This is a genomic window from Longicatena sp. 210702-DFI.1.196 (assembly GCF_020563125.1).
Taxonomy (GTDB): Bacteria; Bacillota_I; Bacilli_A; order Erysipelotrichales; family Erysipelotrichaceae; genus Longicatena; species Longicatena caecimuris.
In genome coordinates, this window is record NZ_JAJCPX010000008.1 from 60,738 (window position 1) to 83,291 (window position 22,554).

Consider the following 22,554-nt stretch of genomic DNA (forward strand, 5'->3'; position numbering starts at 1 on the left):
ACAGATCAAGCGCAGCGCCGGTCAGAGCGCCATTGCCAGCGCAGCCTATCGAGCCGGGGAGCGTCTTTACAGCAGCTACTATGGAGAAGTCAGCGACTACACCAAAAAGGGCGGCGTGATCGCTTCGGAAATCATGCTGCCGCCCCATGCGCCGGAAATATATCTTGACCGGGCGACCCTCTGGAATGCTGTGGAGAACTGCGAGAAACATCCAAAAGCACAGCTTGCCTATTCCTTTGATATTGCCATGCAGAATGAATTGACGCTGGAAGAAAACATGGAGCTGGCGAGGAAGTTCGTACAGGAGCAGTTTGTGACAAAAGGCATGATTGCCGACCTTGCTTTTCACAGCCCGGAGAAAGAGGACGGCGGCATCCCTAACCCGCATTTTCATGTGATGACAACCATGCGCCCTTTGAACCCGGATGGCACATGGGGACAAAAACAGCGTCGGGAATATCTTCTTGATGAAGATGGAAACCGAATCCGGGATAAAAACGGCGATTATATGTTTAACGCTGTCCATACAACAGACTGGCATGAGCCGGAAACGCTGGAACACTGGCGGGAGCAGTGGGCGGCTGCCGTTAATACAAAATTTGAGGAAAAAGGGCTGGATGTGCGTATCGACCACCGTTCCTATGTGCGGCAGGGGCTTGACCTGATACCTACTGTCCACGAGGGAGCTAATGTCCGGCAGATGGAAGCAAAGGGCATCCGCACCGAGAAAGGGGAACTGAACCGCTGGATTAAAGCCACCAACCGGCTCATGCAGGATGTGAGGAAGAAGATCAAAGCCCTGTTTGTCTGGATGGCAGAGGTAAAAGAAGAACTTTCCAAACCGCAGACACCGAGCCTTGCCGACCTGTTGATCGCTTATTACAACCAGCGCAACGCAGGGGCATGGAGCAATAAAGCTAGAACCGGAAACTTAAAGCAGTTTGCCGAAGCCGTCAATTATCTGACGGAAAACAAGCTGCTCACATTAGAGGATTTGCAGGAGCGTCTTTCCTCTGTCAACGAAGAATTTGAAGCGTTAAGCGACTCCATGAAAAAGAAATCTGCCCGGATAAAGGAATTGCAGGAATTGATACGGGAGGGCGAGAATTACCAGCGGCTAAAACCTGTTCATACGGAATTGAACAATATCAAGTTTAAGAAACAGAGGGAGAAATTTGAAACATCCCACGATGCGGAGTTACGGCTGTTTTATGCCGCCCGCCGTATTTTGAAAGAAAAACTGGACGGAAAACCCATTGCCCTGAAAGCATGGAAACAGGAATACGCACAGTTAAAAACAGAGTATGCCGAACTGTCTCCGCAGCACAAGCCACTCCGGGAGGAAGTCATACGGCTACGGCAGGTGCAGAACGCCGTAGATACCGCACTGCGCCGGAGGGAGCAGCCACAGGCAGTACAGAGAAAGAAACATGAGATGGAGCTATGATATAACCGGCAGCTTTACCGCTACCAGTATTTTTATGGAGGGAGCATTTGAATGTATTTGAAGCGGTGAAACAGTCTGTTACCACCCGGCAGGCTGCTTCATTCTATGGAATCCGGGTGGGGAGAAACGGCATGGTCTGCTGTCCATTCCACAATGACCGCACGCCCAGCATGAAAGTGGACAGCCGCTTTTACTGCTTCGGCTGCGGGGCTTCCGGGGATGTGATCGACTTTGCCGCTTTGCTGCATGGATTGGGGAAACGGGAAGCTGCGGTCAGGCTTGCGGAGGACTTCGGCGTTTCCTATGAGAAATCCGGCAATGCGCCGCCAGATAGGAAGCGTCACAACAGGTCACAGCCCCGACAAAAATCAGCGGAGCAGAGATTTCAGGAAACGGAACGGTATTGTTTCCGGGTGCTATGCGATTATCTGCGCCTGCTGGAGCATTGGAAAACAGCACACGCCCCACAGCCGCAGGATGCCATCTGGCATCCTCTTTTTGTGGAAGCGTTGCAGAGGATAAGCTACACAGAATACCTTTTGGATATTTTGTTATACGGAGAAATAGAAGAAAAAGCGGCATTGATCGCCGCACAGGGAAAGGAGGTGTTGCGGCTTGAACAGCGAATTTCAGGGCTTGCCGCCGGAAACGCAGGAAGCGGTCAAAAGGACGATGGACACAATGGAACCGGCGCAGACACCGGCAGAAATCCGGGAAACATTAGAGGGGACGCAGAAAGGCGGCGTGAAGAACAGCATCCGAAACTGCCTGACGGTGTTCCAGCGTGACCCTCTGTTTCGCGGGGCGCTGCGCCTGAACCTTTTGACGGAGCAGATTGACATTGTGAAGCCGCTGGGCTGGGAGCGCACCAGTACCACGCTGACCGACATGGACATGAACTACCTGCTTTTGTATCTGGAAGAAAATTACGGGCTTACCAGCGAGAAAAAGGTGCAGAGCGCCATCAAGATTGTTGCCAATGAAAACCGCTACCATCCAGTCAGGGATTACCTGAACAGCCTGCAATGGGACGGCACAGAGCGCATCCGTTACGCCCTGCATCACTTTCTGGGAGCCGATACGGACGAATACACCTATGAAGCCTTGAAACTGTTCCTGATGGGAGCCATCCGGCGGGTATTCAGACCGGGGAGCAAGTTTGAGGTCATGCTCTGTCTGGTTGGTGGTCAGGGAGCCGGGAAATCTACCTTTTTCCGGCTGCTGGCAGGCAGGGACGAATGGTTTTCAGACGATTTGAAAAAGCTGGACGATGAAAATGTGTACCGCAAGCTGCAAGGGCATTGGATTATCGAGATGTCGGAGATGATTGCCACAGCCAACGCCAAGAGTATTGAGGAAATCAAGTCATTCTTAAGCCGCCAGAAAGAAACCTACAAAGTGCCGTATGAGACACATCCGGCAGACCGGCTGCGGCAATGTGTATTTGGAGGGACGACCAACCGGCAGGACTTTTTGCCCCGTGATCGCACCGGCAACCGGCGCTTTCTCCCCGTGACGGTGTACCCGGAACGGGCGGAGGTTCACATACTGGACGATGAAGCGGCGGCGAGGGCGTATATCGAACAGATGTGGGCGGAAGCCATGACGGTTTATCGCAGTGGGAAGTATAAGCTGTCATTCAGCATGGAAATGAACCGATACCTGAACGCCCACCAGCAGGACTTTATGCAGGAAGACACACAGGCCGGCATGATCTACGCCTATTTGGAGGACTACACCGGCGACAGGGTATGTTCCAAGCAGCTTTATGAGGAAGCGCTGGGGAACTTAAATTCCCCGGCAGACTGGGAGACACGGGCAATCTGCGAGATTATGAATACCGGCATTGCGGGCGGCATCATACAGGGCTGGGTAGCCTACAAAAGCCCGAAGCGGTATAAGAAATACGGTTCTCAAAAAGGCTGGGAGCGTGTCAACCAAGCTCCGCCGGAGGGGGACGGTTTTCAGGAAATCACGGAAGAAGAAGCCCGGCAAATGGAACTTCCATTCTGAAAAGCCACCGGTTGACAGTTTGGTTGACGCTTTGGTTGACAGCCGGTTGACGGGGAAAAGCCTGATATTTGGGGCATTTCTCTCCTTTGTCAACCATGTCAACCAAGAAATCAAAGAAAAAGTAAAAAGTAATAATAGAGCGCCTATGGATTGTTTTCAAAGTCTTTTCTGCCGGTTGACACGGTTTGGTTGACACGGAGACAGTCTGCGGCTGTACACCTGTCTGACATTCCCTTGTCGGGCATATTTCATTTATGGAGGTAACTGCCTATGGCAAAAAGCAAAAACGAGAGCAATAACAAAAACAGCGGCACCCTGCTTACCGAAAAAGACGGCACCCAGTATTTTGTCATGGGGAAAGTCCGTATCAAGGTATCGGAGCATTTCGCACAGGATGGGAAGCCGCTTGACAGCCTGCTGGAAGATGTGATCCAGCACGCTGCCGCCGCTTCCTGAAAAAATACGGAATAACGACTGTCAATCAGCCCACGCTTATGATATACTTGTACCAGCGAGTATTGTATAAGCGTGGGTTGTTTCTTTTAGAAGGAGGATTTTTAACCGTGAAACAACCATACAATACAACGATTTATAACACTGCACTATATTTGAGATTGAGCCGTGACGATGAATTACAGGGGGAAAGCGGCAGTATCCAGACCCAGCGCATGATGCTTAGACAGTATGCCGCAGAGCATGGGCTGACCGTTGTAGACGAGTACATTGACGACGGATGGAGTGGGACAAATTTCGAGCGTCCAAGTTTCCAAAGGATGATTGATGACATCGAAGACGGGAAAATCAACTGCGTTGTCACAAAGGACTTATCCCGTCTGGGAAGAAACTATATCCTGACCGGTCAGTACACGGAAATCTATTTCCCCAGCAAGGGAGTACGCTACATTGCCATCAATGACAATGTGGACACCATCAACGGAGAAAGCGAGCTTGCACCGTTCTTAAACATCCTGAATGAAATGCACGCCCGACAGACCAGCAAAAAGGTCAAGGCTGCCATGCACACAAGATTTGCCAATGGCGCACACTATGGAGCCTATGCACCGCTGGGCTATGTAAAAGACCCGGACAAAAAAGGTCATCTTCTGATCGACCCGGAAACACGCTGGATTGTAGAGAAGATTTTTGACCTTGCTGTACACGGGCGTGGAGCCGCCAGCATTACACGGATTCTGGTGGAGGAAAAAGTACCTACCCCCGGCTGGCTGAACTATGAAAGATACGGGACTTTCGCCAATATCTACGCCGGTGCGCCCGCAGAAAAAGCCTATGCGTGGACGATAGCACAGGTCAAGAGCATTTTGAAAGAGGAAACCTACATCGGTCACAGCATTCACAACAAGCAGAGCAACATTTCATTCAAGAACAAGAAAAAGGTGCGGAAGCCGCAGGAAGAATGGTATCGTGTGGAAAATACCCACGAAGCCATCATTTCTGAAGAAGTGTTCCAAAAAGTTCAGGAGCTGATTGCAAGCAGACGCAGGAAACGCAGAAACGGTACGACACAGATTTTCGCAGGATTGATAAAATGTGCAGACTGCGGATGGTCTTTAGCCTATGGGGAAAACAAGCAGAATAAGAACCCATACGGGTACTACCATTGCAGCAAGAACGGACAGGGATTACGCCAGTGTTCCATGCACTATATCCGCTATGATGTACTGTATGCCTATGTGCTTGCAAGACTGCAATACTGGTCTATGCTGGCACAGAAAGACGAGGACAAGCTGCTGAAACGGCTGCTCAATGCCAGCGACAGAGAAAGAAACTCTGCGAAGAAAAAGCAGGCTGCGGAGCTGAAAAAGGCAGAGAAGCGTAAAGCCGAGGTTGACGGGCTGTTTGCTAAAATGTATGAGGACTGGTCTGCCGGACGCATAACCGAGTATAATTTCAATATGCTGTCCGAGAAGTACCAGAACGAGCAAAAGGAGCTTGAAACAAAAATAAGACAGCTTCACGAAATGATGGAAGCCGCCGTACAGACCGCAGCGGATGCTGAAAAGTGGATTGCCCTGATGAAACAGTATGTCAACCCTGTGGAGCTGACCGCCGAACTTCTGAACACTCTAATTGAAAAAATAACCGTCCACGAAGCTGTCAAGGGCGAGGACGGAAGCCGTGAGCAGGAAGTAGAAATCTACTACCGCTTCATCGGCAAAATCGACTGACCTTTCTTTTTTACCCAATAATATCTTTAATTAAGGGAAACGGGGTTATCTGTACCTGATGCAGATATGTTGATTGCACTAAGTGAGATGTTTGAGGTATCGGTAAGTACGTTATTGAACCGATCTATTAATGAAGAAGATACATTAGAGAATACGTTATTGGCAGAGAAGCTTGAACAATTAAATTTACAGCTTGCTCAGCGGAATCAACGCAGTCGTAAAGTGTGGAAAGTTATTCGCTTTATCGCTATCGCATGTTTGGTGTTTGGTATTTTATGTATCTTACTGAACGCGGTTGCTATGAAAAGTTATCAAGCTGTGGAAGCATCGGTGGTAGAGATAACAGAAAGTTGATTGTATGTGATCAGCAAATACGATACTTTATGGAAAGATGAGTAGGACAATGGAAGCTGATCTTTCAAATTACTTTTTGATAAAACACTGAAATCAAGGGGATCCAGCATTCTATAGATCCTCTTTTTTTACATAGGATTTCATGATGATCTGTGGTATTCTAAAAGTATGGTATAGGATAGGATCATGTAAAAATATCAATGAAAAAAGCAAGGAGGATATTTTATGAAACCATGCACAGCGGAAGTTGAAAAAATTATGGCAGAACGTTTTGGACAAGACACGGTAATTGCATTAGCAACCGTTGAAAACGAACTGCCTTATGTAAGATATGTAAATGCTTATTATGAAAATGGTGCATTTTATGTAATAACCCATGCCCTTTCAAATAAAATGCGACAAATGCAGCATCATACGATGGTTGCGATAGCTGGAGAATGGTTTAATGCGCATGGAAAGGCTGTGAATTTAGGCTATTTTCGAAAGAAGGAAAATCAGCATCTTGCGGAAAAATTGAAAAATGTATTTGCCGAATGGATTGACAATGGGCATAATGATTTTGAGGATGAGAATACGATTATTTTATGTGTGGAGTTAACAGATGGGGTGCTCTTTTCCCATGGGACAAGATATGTATTATGATAAGTAGAAACATCTTATAAGATGAAGTAGCATAAAAGAAGGTAAAGTTATGTCTTATGTATTTCCTTGGAAATAAAGAAGAGATGAGGAGGCGGTTATGGATGAAAGCTTTGGAAGATATGACATTAGAAGAGCTATGGCATTTGTTTCCGATTGCGTTACAACCCTACCAAAAGGTATGGCTAACATGGTATGAACAGGAAAAAAGCTTATTAACACAATGCCTTCCTATGGAACATGTGGTACGTATTGCCCATATAGGTTCTACCTCATTTGGCTCAATTCAGGCAAAGGCGATCATTGATATCCTGGTGGAAATAGCACCCTGGGAAAAACGTATGGAAATTGCAGCAATCTTAAAGAAGCTGGGCTATTTGTGTATGTCAGAAGATGCCTCACGTATTTCATTTAATAAGGGATATACGCCAGAAGGTTTTGCGGAAAAAGTGTTTCATTTGCACCTACGTCAGCGCAATGATCATGATGAATTGTACTTCCGTGATTATATGAAGGAGCATGAAGAGCACGCTCAAGCGTATGAACAATTGAAGATGAAATTAGCGCTTGCTTATCCATATCATCGTGATGCTTATACCGAAGGGAAAACGGCTTTTGTGAAGCATATAACGGCAATAGCACGTACAGCTTATGGAAATCGTTATGAAACAAAAGCATATGCCATCTCTTTGCATGAACAAACCAAAGAACATGTACGCATATTTTTTACACGCACGCAAGAGCAGGAAGTACGAAAACATATGTACCAATTGCCGACTTCTTTACAGGAAGCAATGGATATCTATGATGCACAGGATTCTCAAACATATCGCAAGACGATTTTTATAGCGAATGAATATATAGGTGATATTTGGTGTCATAATATGGCAGATGAAAAAGCTGTGTTAAGCTGTTGCATCTTTGCTAAAGCCTATTGGGGAAAAGGCATTGGGAAACATGCTGTGGCAATGTTTTTAGCTGATTGTAAAAAGCATTGTACCCTGTCCTTTATAAGCGCATATCTTTATGCAGATAATCTTGGCTCTATGCAGATTCTGGAATTTAATGGATTCTTACGTAAACAAACCTTTATAAAACATGGGAAACCTTGCTACTACTATGAAAAAGCACTGCATAACATGGTATGATACATGCTCTATATATACTTCAAAAACTGTCATAACTGCTGCCTAATAGGAAAAGGATCAAAGATTTTAATATCTTACATAACATGAACACCTTTACTTTCTGGATAGAAAACATTGAATGTCATAAACGATATTGATTCTAGTTGACGCATTCTTGCGGGTAATGTAAACTATGTCAGTGCATGCGTTTTCTTGTTCGCACCAAGAAGCAAAAGAACATTTGATGGTTGATTTTGATTTTCAAACCGGTACCAGCAATAAAGCGCATAAAGGGTAAAAACTGCCCTGTAAAATAAACACGAAAAATAGATGGATTCATGAATTCGCACTTTGATTGAGTGCTTTTTTATCGAGAGTAATTGCTATATCATCATGACAATTGAAATGTGGAGCATACTAGCATAGGTAGTAAAACATTGATAAAAACAAGTGATTTTAATATTAAGTTCGCTTTTGCACATTAGCGTGAAATTCTTAATCTTTTCTTTCACACTTTGAACTTTTATAATGGCAATGTAAGCGATACCGATAGAAAGGAGGACCTGCTATGAGGCTTTGTCATATTATGAATGATTTACTTGAAGCAAAAGATTATTTGAGTCTGGATCATTTCATAAAAACGTATGAGGTTTCAAAAAGAACGATACAAAACGATCTATCGTATCTGATGCAGATGTCTTCACGGAAAGGGTATCAGCTGCATATGCGCCGCGGTAGGGGTTACCTATTAGAGGTGACCAATCGAGAGCTGTTAAATGATTTTATCAAATCCTTGGAAAGTGATCGGCTCATAGATACAAAAGATCGCAACAAAAGCATTGCTGTGTATCTAGCTATGCAAAGTGATTATGTTTCCATGGACAAGGTGGCTGAAACTTTCCAGATATCCAAAACAAGCGTTAAAAAGGAAATGCGGGAAGTAGAGGAGCTATTAGAAAGCTTTCATTTACAGCTAGAGAAAAAAAGCCATTACGGCATACGGCTGATTGGTGCTGCTCATGACTGCAAACAGATGTTGGCGGACTTCTTCTTTGAAAATAATCCATTCTTAGAAAATGCCATGCAAGATATCTTAAAGGATTTTGCTCAGGTGAATTCTTTACTGGTGAATCAGATTGAAAAAGAAGATCTAAACATCAATTACAATGAATTAAAGAATGTCATAGTCTGGCTGCAGATCACGGTCTTTTATGCCCGTATCCATGTGGAAAAACAAATGTTTATGACAAGCAAACCGGTGAATGCGATACAACGCATCGCCTGGAAGATGAAGGAAATGATGGAAGCCTGCTTCGATATTGCAATCAGTGCAGAAAGCTTGCAGGAAATGGAAGTCGTTCTCCGCTTGAATGTCAGGGCAAAACAGCCAACGGTTTCTTTCTCTGATCAGCTGCGTCAAGATGTTGATCTCTTCCTACTGGATATTGACAAATTGTACAACACGGCTTTCAGTGAAGATCAGGACTTTAAGGAATCCTTATTGACCCATGTATCTTTGTTGATTGAGCGTCTGCATCAAAAGATTTCCTATAAGAATACTTTAATTAAAGAAATCTGTATCCGTTATCCAATGATCTTCAACATTGCCATTCGCTTCAGCGATATGCTTAAGGAAAAGTACAATGTGGAGGTTACCCATGATGAAGCTGGTTTCATTGCCACTCATTTTGCGGCTCATATGGAACGCGAGCGAAAATCGCGGATATTGCGCTTTAATCGCATTGGCGTTGTCTGTTCCTCCGGTGGAGGCAGTGCATATCTAATCAAGCTGCAAATCGAATCGTTATTCTCACAAGCGGATGTGGAAACCTTTAGCTTCCTGCAAATGGATGAGTTGGAACGCTATCATCCCGATTTGATCTTTACCATTATGCCGCTGGATCGTGATTTTGCGGCACCTGTCATCTATATCAAAGAGCTTCTGGATGATTTAGATCTCATGCGCATCCGACAGGTATTACAGTATGATAACTGTGATTCTCTATCCATCGCAGATGCGAATTCCTATTTGTATTCTATCTTTGATCGACACTTCTTTCAAATTCGCAAGAGTGATGACTACCCTGCTTTACTGCAGGAAATGGCACAGCAGATTGAAGAGAGTGGCTATGGCGGTGAGCATTATGCACAATATGTCATGGAACGCGAATCGTATATGAGTACCATTTATATGAATGGTGTCTGTATCCCGCATCCGATTGAGATATGTGCAAACCGCAATTTGATTTCCGTATGCATATTGGAAGAGCCAATTTGCTATGAGGATAAACAAGCTTCCATCATCTTCATGGTTTCTCTTACAAAAGAGGATTATGAGGTGCATAAGGATATTACGAAAAAGTTATACCAGTTGATGAATGATGAAAAACGTTTACAACGGGTATTGCGCAATCGTACATTGGAAGAATTGTTGATCGTGATGAAAGAGCTGGATGGAGGAACGCTATGAAAGAAGACTTACTAAGACGCTTAAGCAATGCGGATGCTGTTGCATCAAAGGAAGATGAAGTACGTGAGATTCTTTATGAAGAGTTAAAGGATGCTTGTGATGATATTTCTTATGATCATCTTGGCAGCATGCTGTTTCATGATAAGGGCAGTGAAAAAGATGGCGTAAAGCTGATGTTTGCGGCACATATGGATGAAGTTGGTTTTCTGGTTCGGCATATTTCGGATATTGGGTTTGTTTATTTGATTGCCTTAGGCGGTGTTTTGGATAAAAGCAAAGAGATGCAAAAAGTACGCATCACAACCGCAGAGGGAAAGAAAGTACAGGGTATCTTGAATGTTACGAAAAATGAACAGGGAGCTGTAAAAGAGATGTATGTCGATGTAGGCTGCGATACCAGAGAAGAAGTCGAAGCACTTGGTGTAGCTATCGGAGATATGGTGTGCTTTGCCAGTGATTGTGATATTTTAAATCGTGATGCGATCATTGCAGGAAAAGCAATGGATGATCGAAGTGGATGCTATGTCATCGCAGAAGCACTCAAACAGCTACATGCATGCGGACATCGCTGTGATTTATATATGGCCGCAACCAGCAGTGAAGAAGTTGGCGTACGCGGTGGAAAGACGGCTACCTATCAAATAGATCCGGATATCGTATTTGCCATTGATGTTGCCAATAACCCGGAACTGGTGAAAAACTATACGAATCATCGGCAGATTGGAAAAGGCTGTATGATCGTCCATTATGATAAAACGATGGCACCGAATGCCAAACTATTGCAATTTGTGAAAGATACGGCAAGCAAGCATGGGATTCCTTATCAATGTGATATGTTCAGCGGTGGAGGAACCGATGCAGGAAATGCCCATTTAACACGAAATGGTAAACTCGCAATCGTTATTGGTATTCCATTGCGCTATTGCCATGGTGCATGGTCATTGGTGCATCAAAAAGATTTAGAACATGCCATTGCACTCGTCAGGGAACTTGCATTGGCAATCGATAAAAAACGTTACGAAACATTCATCGATTTTCAAGGAGGTAAGAAGTATGAATGAAATGGAACAGCAGATCGTAGGAATGATATCTGCCGCTGGGGACAGCAAAGCAAAAGCATTTGAAGCTTTAAAGAAAGTGAAAGAAAGTAAGTATGATGAGGCTAGAGCGCTGTTACAGGAAGCAAGAGAGATTGACTTGGAAGCGCATAAGATCCAGACACAGCTGATTACAGCGGAAATGTCCGGAGGCGAAAACAAGCCGGAAGTTGGGTTATTAATGGTTCATGCACAGGACCATTACATGACATCTCAATTGGCAAGAGATCTGATTGAGGAAATGATAAACGTATTTGAAGCAAAGGAGGGAAAGTAAGATGAAGATCGTATTATGCTGCGCTGGTGGATTTTCCACAACCATGCTGATGGACAGTATGAAAAAGACGGTAAAAGACAGTGCTAAACTGAATGAAGCTGATTTTGAATTTAAAGCTATTCCAGTAGATTTACTGAATGCCGAAGTAGAAAACACGGATGTTCTGGTTGTTGGTCCACAGATTGCCCACAAGATTGATTACATCAAACCAATCATTGATCCATATAAGATTCCATATGTCATCGTTGACAAGGAAACCTATGGAAAAATGGATGGGGCAACCGTCATGAAAATGGCTTTGATCGCAAGAAAAAAAGCTGACATGAACAAATAATTTCCATCGGGGGAAATACACACACATAAGAAAGCGAGAGTGAACGTATGTTTGACAAATTTGAAGCATTTATGAACAAATACCTGACTCCAATCGCCAATAAGATGGATAAACAAAGACACTTAAGTGCCGTTAAAAAAGCGATGGTAGCAATGACACCATTGTTGATCATCGGTAGTTTCTGTTTGATTCCAGAAGCGATTCCAAACATGATTGGAGAAAACAATCCTATTTCACAGTGGATCTTAGCAAACCTTGACATTATCTATATTCCATACAATGTCGGTATGGCGTTGATGTCTTTATATGTAGCCGCTGTTATCTCTTATCATCTAGCTCAGTCTTATAAGCTGGATGTACCTGGTACCTTAAGCATGGGTGTCATTGCCTTCTTGATGATGGCCGTTGATTATACTGAAGATGGCGGTATCATGACAACTTACCTTGGCCCAAAAGGTTTGTTTGCGGCAATGTTTGCCTCTATTATCGCAGTAGAATTATACCGCTGGTGTAAAAAGAAAAACTTTACGATCAAGATGCCGGAATCAGTACCTGATTTCGTATCCAGATCTTTTGAAATGATTCCTATTTCTGTTATCGTAATTGGTTTCTTCCTGATCATCCGCGTGGTTTGTGTCAATGGTTTACACACTGTGCCACCAATGATCTTTACGAATCTGTTTGCCCCACTTGTTGGTTCTATGGATAACCCATTTGCTGTTACCTTCTTACAGATCTTACGTTGTTTACTGTTCTTCTTCGGTATCCATCCATCTGTATTAAGCCCTATTACAAGCCCAATTTCTACACAGTTCTTGGCTGAAAATATGGAAATGGTAAAAGCCGGTGGAAAAGCTATGCACTTCTTCACACCTGGTGTAGAATCTGCATTTGGTAACTTTACCGGTACCGGTGTAACCTTCGGTTTGGTATTCTGGTGCTTATTATCAAAATCAAAAGCGCAGAAACAGGTAGGCCGTGTTGCCTTGATTCCAGCATTGTTTGGTATCAATGAACCAATCCTATTTGGTGCACCTATCGTATTAAATCCAATCTTCTTTATTCCTTACGTAATCTGTGGTGGTATCATTGGTACGATTCCACACTGGATGATGAGTTTGGGTTGGGTAAGCTGTTCTACCTTTACCCCTCCATATGTTGGTGTCTTCTTGGAAGGTTTCTTAACCAATGGCGATTACATGTCAATTGTGGCAAACGGTATTCAGCTGATTCTGTCTATTCTGATTTGGTATCCATTCTTCAAGTTGTTTGAAAAACGTGAGCTGGAAAAAGAAGCAGAAAATGCCGAAAAGAAATCCGCTATCTCAGCAGAAGATGAAGCATTATTAAATGATTTAGATTTGGACTTCTAATTACGTAAAAAGCGAAAATCTTACGAGCAAAGGCAAGCATTTCGCTTGCCTTACGTATTTTAAAGAGATAAAAAAGGTTAAGTAGAATAAAATTATAGGCAGTAGGAGAACTACCAAGTTGTATTAGTACCACCTAGCATCAGAAAAACAGTTTCTACTTTACCCTAAAAAGAAAGCAAGGAGGTGCAACATGGCAAAACGATTAAAGAAATTACAAAAGTTTCTGGAAGACGAAAAGTTAGATGCACTGCTTATCAAAAGCAAGACCATGAAGAAGTATATGGATACTCTTACCGGAAGTGGCTGTCAGGTATTAATCTTAAAAGATGCGGCATATCTGATCGTAGATGGTCGTTATATCACCGAAGCAAAACAACGTGAACATGATCTAACCATCATTCTTCATGCTCCCCATAAAACTGGTCGTAACTATTTAGGAACGGTTGAAGAGTTACTGAAACAGCATGGCTGTACTTCACTTGGTGTTGAAGCCAGTCAAATGCTGATCAAAGAATATCGTCAGGTAGAAGAATTAGGTGTTACCATTCGTCTGCTTGGTGATGAAATTGCCAAGATTCGTATCCAAAAGGATGATGAAGAGATTGCCATCATGCAGGAAGCAGTGGATATCACGGATGAAATTTATGCCCGTGTGTTAAAAGAGTTATACATTGGGATGAGTGAGTATGAAATCAGTGCACTGTTACAATACTTTGCCATCAAGGCAGGAGCGCAGCAGATGTCTTTTGAAACCATCGTAGGAACAGGAGAACGCAGTGCTATGCCGCATGGTCGCCCAACCGGACGTAAGATCAAAGCACATGAACCGATTCTTATGGATTTTGGTATTCAGTATAAAAATTATCAATCTGATATGACACGTGTTGCTTTCTTTGGCAAACCACAGCCGGAAATTGAAAAGATCTATCATATCGTTTTAAAAGCACAGCTGGCAGGAATTGCCGCTATGAAAACAGGTGCCTTGGCGAGTGATGTAGATAAAGCAGCTCGTGATATTATCACCAAAGCCGGGTATGGCGATTACTTCGATCATGGCTTAGGACATGGTTTAGGAATCGGTGATGGCGATGAATATCCGATTCTGAATGAGAAGGGTGATGTCATCCTGGATGAACATATGATGATGTCCTGTGAGCCGGGCATCTATCTGCCAAATGTCGGTGGTATTCGCATTGAGGATGATGTTGTCATTATTGATGGTATTGGCAGACCAATGAACAAGACTACTAAAGATATGATAATCTTAAAAGAGGAATAAGCTATGAAATATAATTTTGATGAAGTCAACAATCGTTTAGGCACGTATTGTACGCAATGGGATTATATTGAAGATCGTTTTGGAGAAAAAGATTTATTGCCTTTTTCCATTTCCGATACGGACTTTAAGATCCCCAAACCCATCACGGAAAAAATCTTAGCTGTGGCGCAGCATGAAATTTATGGATATACCCGATGGAATCATCATGATTTCAAAGGTGCTATCACAGGTTTCTTTCAACGCCGTTTTGCTACCGCCATGGAAGAAGATTGGGTGCTGTACAGTCCTAGTGTCATGTATTCTGTATCCTTATTGATTCGCTTGTTATCAAAGCCAGGCGATGCAGTTGTGACCTTTAATCCGATGTATGATTCTTTCTTCACCGTGATTGAGGATAATGAGCGTGTATTGATTTCGCATGATCTCATACATGAGAATGGCAGCTTTGTAATTGATTTTGAGAAGCTAGAAACACAGCTGGCACAGGCGAAGCTCTTCCTATTATGCTCTCCGCATAATCCAACCGGCAGAGTGTGGAGCGAGGAAGAATTACGTAAGCTCATTGCCTTGTGTCGTCGTTATGGGGTAAAGATCATATCTGATGAAATTCATATGGATATTCAAATCGGTGCACGCCGTCATTCCCCGATCTTGAAATTTTTGGATCAATACGATGAGCTGTATTTAGCTTCCTCCTGTTCCAAGACCTTAAATGTACCGGGATTGATTGGTTCTTATGTCATCATCCCTAACGAAGAAATTAGAGATGGCTTCCTCTTTCAGACAAGAAAGAAAGATTTCCTGAATTCTGTCAGTATCTTAGGGATGTATGCGACCATGGCTGGCTATACACAGTGTGATGATTATATCGATCAGATGGTGGAATACTTAAGAGATAATATGCATTATGTGGAAACCTTCCTTGCTAAGGAATTACCGGATTTCCATTTCAAAGCACCGGATGCTACCTATTTAGCTTGGATTGATGGCAGGGATGTGCCATTTACCAGTGAGCAGATTCAGGAGGCTTTGGTACATGTAGGCAAGGTAGCCATCATGAAAGGGGAAACGTATGGTACAAACGGTGAAAAATATTTGCGTTTGAACTGTGGTTGTCCAAGAGCAAAATTAGAGGATGGATTACAAAGATTTAAAAAAGCCATGGATTGGCTATATGCAAAAAACAAATAAGAAGTGAGGTTAACTATATGAGTGAAACAACTGGTATCTTTCGTAAATTAAGCAGCAAGCTGGATCATACACCGAATGATATCCCTATGGGGAAACGTTTAGGTGCCTATTTTATCGATTGGTCTTTAGGCGGTATCATCAGTGGTTTTCCAGCGGTCTTGCTGTATGGTGTCATTACCGGTAAAAGTGACATGTTTTCTGATTTGTATGTGTTTGAGGCATTAGGTTTTGAACGTTATTGGGGCATGATAGCAGGTATCTTATGCCTGTTGGCAGCCATTCTGTACTATATTGTCGTACCATGTAAGATTTGGAGGGGACAGACGCTTGGTAAGCATCTGCTTGGTCTGCGTATCGTACGCAAAGATGGGAAAGCTGTCAGAGTAAAGGAATTGATCTTACGTCAAGGAATTGCTATCTTCCTGATGGAAGGAACCTTATTTATCATATCTACGTATATTCGTCAGCTGGTGACTTTAGTAACATGGGTATATGTTGATGCTATTTGGCAGTATATCGGGATTGCCTTTACATTGCTATCGGTCGTTTTAGCAATCTATACGGCGAGTCATCGTGCTTTGCATGATTACATTGGGGGAACAAAAGTTGTATTAGCTTTAAAAGAAGAGGAAGTAAAAAAGGATACGCCAAGACAAACAGAGAAACCTAAACCAGAGCAGCAAAAAAGAAAACAGAAGCCAATGCCTGCACCTCAGAAAAAGACGGAGAAGAAACGTCTGCCAAAAAAGAACGGAAAGAAATAAGTTTCACTCTTATAAGGACTTTTCATTGAGAAGAGTCCTTTTTCTGTAGAGCATATACATGAATTTATATGGCGGTTATAAAGTAGGACATCGATAGCTAGCTATGTCTAAACACTATTAAAAAAATCATAATGATCGACAGAAGCTACTCCCATAAGATGAACAGGTTATAAAAATTTTAAATGGTAATTTATGTAAGCGCTTGACAATGGCCATAAATGGCTTATAATATACTTGTAACGTGTTACTGTTAAAAACAGGCATGAGTTATAGTAATAACTTGTATACTTTTTAATGGAGGTAATTATGTTACGTTTTTTTAAGCCAAAAAATCAAAAAATTGAGGTTTATTCATCGAATTCCGGGTGTTTATATGCGCTGGAACAGGTGAAGGATGATATTTTCAGCACAAAGATGATGGGAGAAGGAATCGCTATCAAAACCGATGACGCTTACGTTTTTTCCCCAATATCAGGAACAATTGAGATGATTGCAGATACGAAGCATGCAGTCATTGTGAAAAATGAAAGTGTCAATATACTTGTTCATGTAGGTGTTGATACATGCATGTATAAAGGAGAGGGTCTACAGGTGCTGACGACAAAAAATGCAGAAGTAAAGGTCGGTGATCCTTTAATCAAGGTTGACAGACAATTCTTTAAAGAAAAAAACATAAATACAGATACCATTTTAATTTTCATGGATTGCGAAAGTGAGCGTATTCAGTTGTACAGTGAGAACTTAGTCACGCAGGGGAAGACAGCCATCGCCAGTATTTGCAATAAGAAGCAATAAAAATGGGTAATTATAAAATAAGTAAGGTTTTAAACAATAACGTTGTTATTGTATGTGATGAAAAGGATAGAGAGCTCATAGCTCTGGGTGGCGGTGTAGGCTTTGGAAAGAAACGCGGTGAATATATCTCAGATGAGGATATGGAAAAGAAATTCATTGCCGCGGACAGTGAAGATTTATATAAAAAACTTTTTAACACATTAACACGTGTATCTGTAGAATATGTTGATATTGTCGATTATACGGTAGAAATAGTAAAAAAGGATTTGGGTATTAAGCTGAATCCACAAATCTATGTACTGCTTATGGATCATCTTTCCTTTGCTGTTGAAAGAGCAAAAGAGCATTTAAATCTATCATGTCCTATGTTAGCAGAGATTAAGATTATCTATAAGAATGAATACAATGTTGCGAAAAAGGTATTGGATTACTGCGAGAAGAAATTGCATATTCGCTTACCTTCCAGTGAAGCAGGATTTATTGCCATGCACATTATGAACGCTACCAACTGTACATCTGACATCAATCAGACATTGGATGTCATGGTTATCGTCAATGGTGTTGTACGCATCATAAAAGAGTATTATCAAATCGAATTTGAAGAAAATAGTTTAGATTATTTACGCTTATTAACACATCTGAACTTCTTTGCGAAACGGATCGTGTTAAAGCAAATGGAAGAAAATGATCAGGAAGTTATTGAGTTACTCCAAGGGAAATATCTGGAGGCTCAAAAATGTGTGGATGAAATAGTCAAATATGTGAAAGAAAATTTCGGGTATACGATTTCGGAACAGGAACGTATCTATTTGGCTATCCATATTAACCGAAACGTGAAAAAGAAATAGGTACTGGGAGTGTTACTGAAAAGGCAGACCCGGTGATAAGTACGCACAGGAAAGAGTTGCGCTACTTTATCATCGGGTCTTGTTTTTTTGAAATAAAGATCCTTGGAATCAGAAGTGGCCACATGATGCAAGAAAAGAAAGGATGATTACAAACCAACACTAACAATGTTAAGTAACAAAACGCAACAACAATCTTATCAAATAAACTTGGAAAGGAGATTAACATTCAAATATTGAACGTTATAAAAGCATTATGAAAGAAAAAATATCAAGAACCATGCAAAGCTTTGCTCGTGGTATTTTACAGCCTGTATTTTTTGCGGCACTTATGGGAATTGTAGTGGCTATTTGTCAGATTTTGCAATTTGATTTTATGCCAGACATCGTAAGCACTTTCGCAAAACAAATATCTGGAGCAATGACATATATTATTGGAAACCTGAGCATTCTGTTTGCCATTGCCTTGGCAACACATTTCGCTAAAAGAAACAAAATGGAAGCAGCTATTCTTGTTGTATTAACGTATTTAACCTTTATGTCCTTAAACAATGCCATGTTGAATGTGACTGGAAAACTGTCAGATGCTGAAATGCTGATGGGGACAGGTCAGAAAATGGAGCTTGGCATGCAAATTACCGATATGGGTGTCTTCCTTGGAATCATTTTAGGTTGCCTAGTCGGTTATATGCATAATAAGTTTAGTTCAACTTCCTTTAAAGGGTTGCTAGAGCCATTTGGCGGTGCTAAATTTACCTATTTCTTATTAATTTTTGTAGCCTTTGCCTTTTCTCTAATTGCTGTTTATGTATGGCCGTTATTGTCCGGCGTGATCTATAGCATTACACAATTCTTAGGAGAATCCGGTGGTATCGGTGTATTCCTCTACGACTTCTTGAAACGTCTATTAATTCCGACCGGTTTGCATCATTTTATCTGGACACCATTATTCTATACTGAATTAGGTGGTGTTGCTGAAATCGCAGGACAGGTATATGCAGGAGCACAACCAATCGCTTTAGCAGAATTAGCAAATGCTAATAGTATTACTTCTTTACATGAATCCATGCGATTCTTCCAGACGAATATTTCCGTTATCTTTGGTTTCCCTGGAATTGCAATGGCTATCATTGCGACTGCGAAACCCGAAAATAAAGCAAAGATTAAGAAATTGGTGATTCCGGCATGTATTGCTTGCGTCATGGCTGGACTTGGGGAGCCGATGCTATTCCTCTTTATCTTCTGTGCGCCGTTATTATGGGTTGTCGATGCCGTTCTTACCGGGGTATTTGCGACGGTTGCTTATCTGATTGGTATACAAGTATACTGGCGTGGATTATTAGAAACCATCTTACAGAATTTCGTATTAGGAGCTGGATTGACCAAATGGCCTTTAGCATTAATTTTAGGTCCGATTGCGACGATTACCTGGTTCTTTGTCTTTAAGTTCCTCATTGTGAAATTCAATTTAAAGACACCTGGTCGTACCGATAATTTAGAAGATCTTAGTGATTCTCAATTGGCATTAAACACAGATGGTGAAGTGACTATTTCTGATAAAGATATGATTACCGGATTGATTATTGAAGGTTTGGGAGGCAAGGATAACATTCTTGCAGTAAGCAATTGTTTTACACGTTTACGTGTCGATGTGAAGGATGAAACTCTTGTAAATAAAGAGATGCTGAATAAAACAGGCAATAGTGGAATCGCCATGAATGGCAAATACATTCAAGTGATTTATGGACCTGCCGCAAGAGATCATCGCACAAGGGTTTGTGAAGCGTTAGGATTAGAAGATTAAGTCAAAGGAGGCAATATGAGTGATAAACAATTGTTGATGTCAGTATTGCAACATCAAAAAGGATTCGCAAGAGCGCCGTGGGTGCCCTTTGCAGGAGTACATGCAGGTTCGCTATGTGGCTATGATGCCAATGAAATCTTACATGATGCAGATAAGCTTGTTGAGGCATTGATGAGTGTTAACACATATTATCATCCGGATGGACAGCCTGTTATTTTCGATCTTCAATTAGAAGCAGAAGCTTTGGGTTGTGAACTGTACTGGGACGAGGGAGGAAAAGTACCTCCCACTGTCCGTACACATCCTTTTGAAAATGAAAAGAAGATACCATGTCGCTGCATGATACCAGAGGAAGAAGATGGACGGTTTCCGATTGTTCTTAAAGCTATGCGGAAAATGAAGGAACTTGTTTCTGAACATACGGCATTATATGGATTGATCTGCGGACCATTTACCTTGGCATCACATTTACGAGGACAAATGCTCTTTATGGATATGTATGATGATGCGGATTATGTTCATAAATTAATCGCTTTTTGTAAAGAGGTTTGTGCATCTGTTGCACAAATGTATCTGCAAAATGGTATGGATATTATCGGTTATGTCGATCCTTTATTATCGCAAATATCATCTGAGCATATCGAAATGTTTTTGCTAGATGCATATGCGGAGTTGTTTCAACATTTAAAAACGTGTCATGTTCCTTCCTGCTTGTTTGTCTGTGGGGATGCTACGGCGAATCTGGAAGTCTTATGTCGAATGAAACCAGATTGTCTCTCGGTTGATGAAAACGTGTGTATGAAGGATGCTTTGGCAGTATGCCGAAAATATGATGTGGTTTTAGGAGGAAATATCCAGCTTACGATTACTATGCTGCATGGTAGCTCACAGGACAATATGAAGGCGGTCATTGATATTATTGAGCAATGTGAAGGTACAGATGATTTGATTATATCACCGGGCTGTGATATGCCCTTTGATGTTCCGGTAGAGAATGGTATCGCTTGTTATCAGGCAGTCACTGATTATGAGAATGTTAAAACAGCTTTACAATATTATGATCCTGAACAGACATTCGATGATGTCGAAATAGAGCTTTTACACTATGATGATTTGCAACGGCCAATCGTCGAAGTATTTACATTAGATTCACGAACATGCGCAGCATGTACCTACACGATGAATATGGTTAAGGAAGCATATCATCGCCAAAGTGATGCTTTTGATTACATCGAATATATGTATGTAGATAAAGCAAGCATAGCGCGTTGTCGCAAAATGAATGTAGAGCATCTGCCCTGTATTTATGTAAATGGAAACTGTATATGGTCCTCACGGATACCTACAGTAGATGAATTTTTAAGTACCATTAAAAAAATAGGAGGTAAGTAAATGCCATTATATAAACAATTCCCTAATGCCGAATATCCGCCATTATCCAGGGAAGAAATTCGCAGTCTGATTAAGGGTGAAGGTGCCTTGCGCCCTGCTGTTATCATCCATGGTCATTGGATTCATGTTGATGAATTAAGTGAGTATAAACATAAACCAATCAATGATTTGCATGAACGTATGCCTTGTGATGCCGCTCCGTTTTATATGAAAAAACCGGCCATTTTTGGGAAAAAGGGGGAGTTTTGCTACTGTGATGTAGAAGGGGCAGATCCATCATTGAAAAGAAAGCCGGGAGAATCCGTTGCTGTTGATGAAGAAAATGCTTTGGATTGGGATGTAATTGAACAGATTTCCGAAAATTGTCCGGATGCCGAACATCCTGATTTATTTGAAACAGCGCCACAAGAAGATGGAAGATATCGCTTAATGTCGATTACGCCTTTCTTCATGTGGTATCAAGTAAAATTCCGAGGATTACAAAATACGCTGTTGGATATGTATTTGGAACCTGAGCGTGTTCATAAACTGAATCAGAAACGCTTGAAATACATTTTACGGACGATGGAACGTGGGGTACAGGAAGCTAATATTGACGGGATTACGGTGTTAGATGATATCGGAATGCAGACAGGGCCGTTTATGTCCAAAGAATTATTTGATGAATTTTACTTACCTTACTATAAAAAAGTTTGTGAGCGTGCCCATGAATTAGGTATTGATGTTTGGTTCCATAGCTGTGGAGACATCCGTGAATTATTACCATCATTAGTAGAAGCCGGAATTGATGTATTGCATCCTGTTCAAAAATATTGCATGGATGAAAAAGAAATCGTGGAAACATATGGAGATGATTTGGCCTTTTGGTGTGGATTTGATTTGCAGCGTTTATTTCCATTTGGCAATGTCGAAGATATTCGTGCAGAAACACGATTCTTAGCAGATACCTTTTGGCAGCCGCATAAAGGTAAGATGATTTATACCATCAGTAACCGTATTGGGGATAATGTACCTTTGGAAAACTATTTGGCATTTGTGGAAGAAGCATATCGCTATGGATCACAGATTGAACAAAAGGGAAATGGACAGCATGCATCTCCCGCTTATGCAGATAAAGAAAAATGGTATGGGATAGAAGCAACTACCACATCAGATGAATAGGAGAGA

21 protein-coding genes are annotated in these 22,554 nt (G+C 41.9%); all 21 read left to right on the forward strand.

Annotation, left to right across the window (positions count from 1 at the left end; all coding sequences use genetic code 11):
• Window positions 1-31 precede the first annotated feature (31 nt).
• The 21 genes from mobQ (at window position 32) to LI241_RS05635 (ending at window position 22,548) form a co-directional block, all read left to right on the forward strand.
• Entirely contained in the window at window positions 32-1,447 is a 1,416-nt protein-coding gene (gene mobQ, locus LI241_RS05535) for a MobQ family relaxase (RefSeq protein ID WP_085953783.1), read from the forward strand.
• Between the two features lie 47 nt (window positions 1,448-1,494).
• Entirely contained in the window at window positions 1,495-2,235 is a 741-nt protein-coding gene (locus tag LI241_RS05540; protein WP_255616326.1) for a CHC2 zinc finger domain-containing protein, read from the forward strand.
• Window positions 2,120-3,460 carry a virulence-associated E family protein gene (locus tag LI241_RS05545; RefSeq protein WP_009321442.1) on the forward strand — a complete coding sequence of 447 codons (1,341 nt, stop codon included), beginning with the start codon at window positions 2,120-2,122 and terminating at the stop codon, window positions 3,458-3,460. The genes LI241_RS05540 and LI241_RS05545 overlap by 116 nt, the downstream gene beginning before the upstream one ends.
• Window positions 3,461-3,730: 270 nt before the next feature.
• Window positions 3,731-3,916, forward strand: a complete 186-nt coding sequence (locus LI241_RS05550) for a hypothetical protein (protein WP_004849804.1) — start codon at window positions 3,731-3,733, stop codon at window positions 3,914-3,916.
• A gap of 107 nt (window positions 3,917-4,023) precedes the next feature.
• Window positions 4,024-5,646: a recombinase family protein gene (locus LI241_RS05555; RefSeq protein ID WP_138309772.1), complete on the forward strand. Its 1,623-nt coding sequence runs from the start codon at window positions 4,024-4,026 to the stop codon at window positions 5,644-5,646.
• 66 nt (window positions 5,647-5,712) lie between these two features.
• Complete coding sequence (locus LI241_RS05560; RefSeq protein WP_226897009.1) at window positions 5,713-6,000, forward strand: hypothetical protein; 288 nt, start codon at window positions 5,713-5,715, stop codon at window positions 5,998-6,000.
• Between the two features lie 225 nt (window positions 6,001-6,225).
• Window positions 6,226-6,642 carry a pyridoxamine 5'-phosphate oxidase family protein gene (locus tag LI241_RS05565; RefSeq protein ID WP_008689478.1) on the forward strand — a complete coding sequence of 139 codons (417 nt, stop codon included), beginning with the start codon at window positions 6,226-6,228 and terminating at the stop codon, window positions 6,640-6,642.
• Between the two features lie 101 nt (window positions 6,643-6,743).
• A complete protein-coding gene (locus tag LI241_RS05570) occupies window positions 6,744-7,787 on the forward strand; it encodes a bifunctional GrpB family protein/GNAT family N-acetyltransferase (protein WP_008689477.1) in 1,044 nt (347 codons plus the stop codon).
• A 547-nt stretch (window positions 7,788-8,334) separates the two neighbouring features.
• Window positions 8,335-10,236 carry a PTS sugar transporter subunit IIA gene (locus tag LI241_RS05575; protein WP_008689474.1) on the forward strand — a complete coding sequence of 634 codons (1,902 nt, stop codon included), beginning with the start codon at window positions 8,335-8,337 and terminating at the stop codon, window positions 10,234-10,236.
• Window positions 10,233-11,297, forward strand: coding sequence for an aminopeptidase (gene ypdE, locus LI241_RS05580; protein ID WP_008689472.1), 1,065 nt, complete (start codon window positions 10,233-10,235; stop codon window positions 11,295-11,297). Before LI241_RS05575 ends, ypdE begins: the two co-directional genes overlap by 4 nt.
• Window positions 11,290-11,610: a PTS lactose/cellobiose transporter subunit IIA gene (locus tag LI241_RS05585; protein ID WP_008689470.1), complete on the forward strand. Its 321-nt coding sequence runs from the start codon at window positions 11,290-11,292 to the stop codon at window positions 11,608-11,610. Before ypdE ends, LI241_RS05585 begins: the two co-directional genes overlap by 8 nt.
• 1 nt (window position 11,611) lies before the next feature.
• Window positions 11,612-11,944, forward strand: coding sequence for a PTS sugar transporter subunit IIB (locus LI241_RS05590; RefSeq protein ID WP_008689469.1), 333 nt, complete (start codon window positions 11,612-11,614; stop codon window positions 11,942-11,944).
• Between the two features lie 47 nt (window positions 11,945-11,991).
• Window positions 11,992-13,317, forward strand: a complete 1,326-nt coding sequence (locus LI241_RS05595; protein WP_008689468.1) for a PTS sugar transporter subunit IIC — start codon at window positions 11,992-11,994, stop codon at window positions 13,315-13,317.
• A gap of 190 nt (window positions 13,318-13,507) precedes the next feature.
• Window positions 13,508-14,596: a Xaa-Pro peptidase family protein gene (locus LI241_RS05600; RefSeq protein WP_008689467.1), complete on the forward strand. Its 1,089-nt coding sequence runs from the start codon at window positions 13,508-13,510 to the stop codon at window positions 14,594-14,596.
• Window positions 14,597-14,599: 3 nt separating this feature from the next.
• Window positions 14,600-15,787 (forward strand): MalY/PatB family protein, encoded by a 1,188-nt coding sequence (locus LI241_RS05605; RefSeq protein ID WP_008689466.1) that lies wholly within the window; start codon window positions 14,600-14,602, stop codon window positions 15,785-15,787.
• A 17-nt stretch (window positions 15,788-15,804) separates the two neighbouring features.
• On the forward strand, window positions 15,805-16,551 hold the full coding sequence (locus LI241_RS05610; RefSeq protein WP_008689465.1) for an RDD family protein: 747 nt from the start codon (window positions 15,805-15,807) through the stop codon (window positions 16,549-16,551).
• Between the two features lie 306 nt (window positions 16,552-16,857).
• The gene (locus tag LI241_RS05615; RefSeq protein ID WP_008689463.1) at window positions 16,858-17,346 is read left to right on the forward strand and encodes a PTS glucose transporter subunit IIA; all 489 of its coding nucleotides are present in this window, start codon (window positions 16,858-16,860) and stop codon (window positions 17,344-17,346) included.
• 2 nt (window positions 17,347-17,348) lie between these two features.
• Complete coding sequence (locus LI241_RS05620) at window positions 17,349-18,194, forward strand: PRD domain-containing protein (protein ID WP_008689462.1); 846 nt, start codon at window positions 17,349-17,351, stop codon at window positions 18,192-18,194.
• Window positions 18,195-18,447: 253 nt separating this feature from the next.
• Window positions 18,448-19,995: a PTS transporter subunit EIIC gene (locus tag LI241_RS05625; RefSeq protein WP_017144588.1), complete on the forward strand. Its 1,548-nt coding sequence runs from the start codon at window positions 18,448-18,450 to the stop codon at window positions 19,993-19,995.
• A 15-nt stretch (window positions 19,996-20,010) separates the two neighbouring features.
• Window positions 20,011-21,387: a uroporphyrinogen decarboxylase family protein gene (locus LI241_RS05630; protein WP_008689460.1), complete on the forward strand. Its 1,377-nt coding sequence runs from the start codon at window positions 20,011-20,013 to the stop codon at window positions 21,385-21,387.
• Window positions 21,388-22,548: a uroporphyrinogen decarboxylase family protein gene (locus LI241_RS05635; protein WP_008689459.1), complete on the forward strand. Its 1,161-nt coding sequence runs from the start codon at window positions 21,388-21,390 to the stop codon at window positions 22,546-22,548. It begins immediately after the preceding gene.
• Window positions 22,549-22,554: the final 6 nt, after the last annotated feature.

Coding starts and splice junctions, on each gene's coding strand:
- LI241_RS05545 (WP_009321442.1), top strand. CDS start 2,120: ATGGACACAATGGAACCGGCGCAGACACCGGCAGAAATCCGGGAAACA.
- LI241_RS05550 (WP_004849804.1), top strand. CDS start 3,731: ATGGCAAAAAGCAAAAACGAGAGCAATAACAAAAACAGCGGCACCCTG.
- LI241_RS05560 (WP_226897009.1), top strand. CDS start 5,713: ATGTTGATTGCACTAAGTGAGATGTTTGAGGTATCGGTAAGTACGTTA.
- LI241_RS05565 (WP_008689478.1), top strand. CDS start 6,226: ATGAAACCATGCACAGCGGAAGTTGAAAAAATTATGGCAGAACGTTTT.
- LI241_RS05570 (WP_008689477.1), top strand. CDS start 6,744: ATGAAAGCTTTGGAAGATATGACATTAGAAGAGCTATGGCATTTGTTT.
- LI241_RS05575 (WP_008689474.1), top strand. CDS start 8,335: ATGAGGCTTTGTCATATTATGAATGATTTACTTGAAGCAAAAGATTAT.
- ypdE (WP_008689472.1), top strand. CDS start 10,233: ATGAAAGAAGACTTACTAAGACGCTTAAGCAATGCGGATGCTGTTGCA.
- LI241_RS05585 (WP_008689470.1), top strand. CDS start 11,290: ATGAATGAAATGGAACAGCAGATCGTAGGAATGATATCTGCCGCTGGG.
- LI241_RS05590 (WP_008689469.1), top strand. CDS start 11,612: ATGAAGATCGTATTATGCTGCGCTGGTGGATTTTCCACAACCATGCTG.
- LI241_RS05595 (WP_008689468.1), top strand. CDS start 11,992: ATGTTTGACAAATTTGAAGCATTTATGAACAAATACCTGACTCCAATC.
- LI241_RS05600 (WP_008689467.1), top strand. CDS start 13,508: ATGGCAAAACGATTAAAGAAATTACAAAAGTTTCTGGAAGACGAAAAG.
- LI241_RS05605 (WP_008689466.1), top strand. CDS start 14,600: ATGAAATATAATTTTGATGAAGTCAACAATCGTTTAGGCACGTATTGT.
- LI241_RS05610 (WP_008689465.1), top strand. CDS start 15,805: ATGAGTGAAACAACTGGTATCTTTCGTAAATTAAGCAGCAAGCTGGAT.
- LI241_RS05615 (WP_008689463.1), top strand. CDS start 16,858: ATGTTACGTTTTTTTAAGCCAAAAAATCAAAAAATTGAGGTTTATTCA.
- LI241_RS05620 (WP_008689462.1), top strand. CDS start 17,349: ATGGGTAATTATAAAATAAGTAAGGTTTTAAACAATAACGTTGTTATT.
- LI241_RS05625 (WP_017144588.1), top strand. CDS start 18,448: ATGAAAGAAAAAATATCAAGAACCATGCAAAGCTTTGCTCGTGGTATT.
- LI241_RS05630 (WP_008689460.1), top strand. CDS start 20,011: ATGAGTGATAAACAATTGTTGATGTCAGTATTGCAACATCAAAAAGGA.
- LI241_RS05635 (WP_008689459.1), top strand. CDS start 21,388: ATGCCATTATATAAACAATTCCCTAATGCCGAATATCCGCCATTATCC.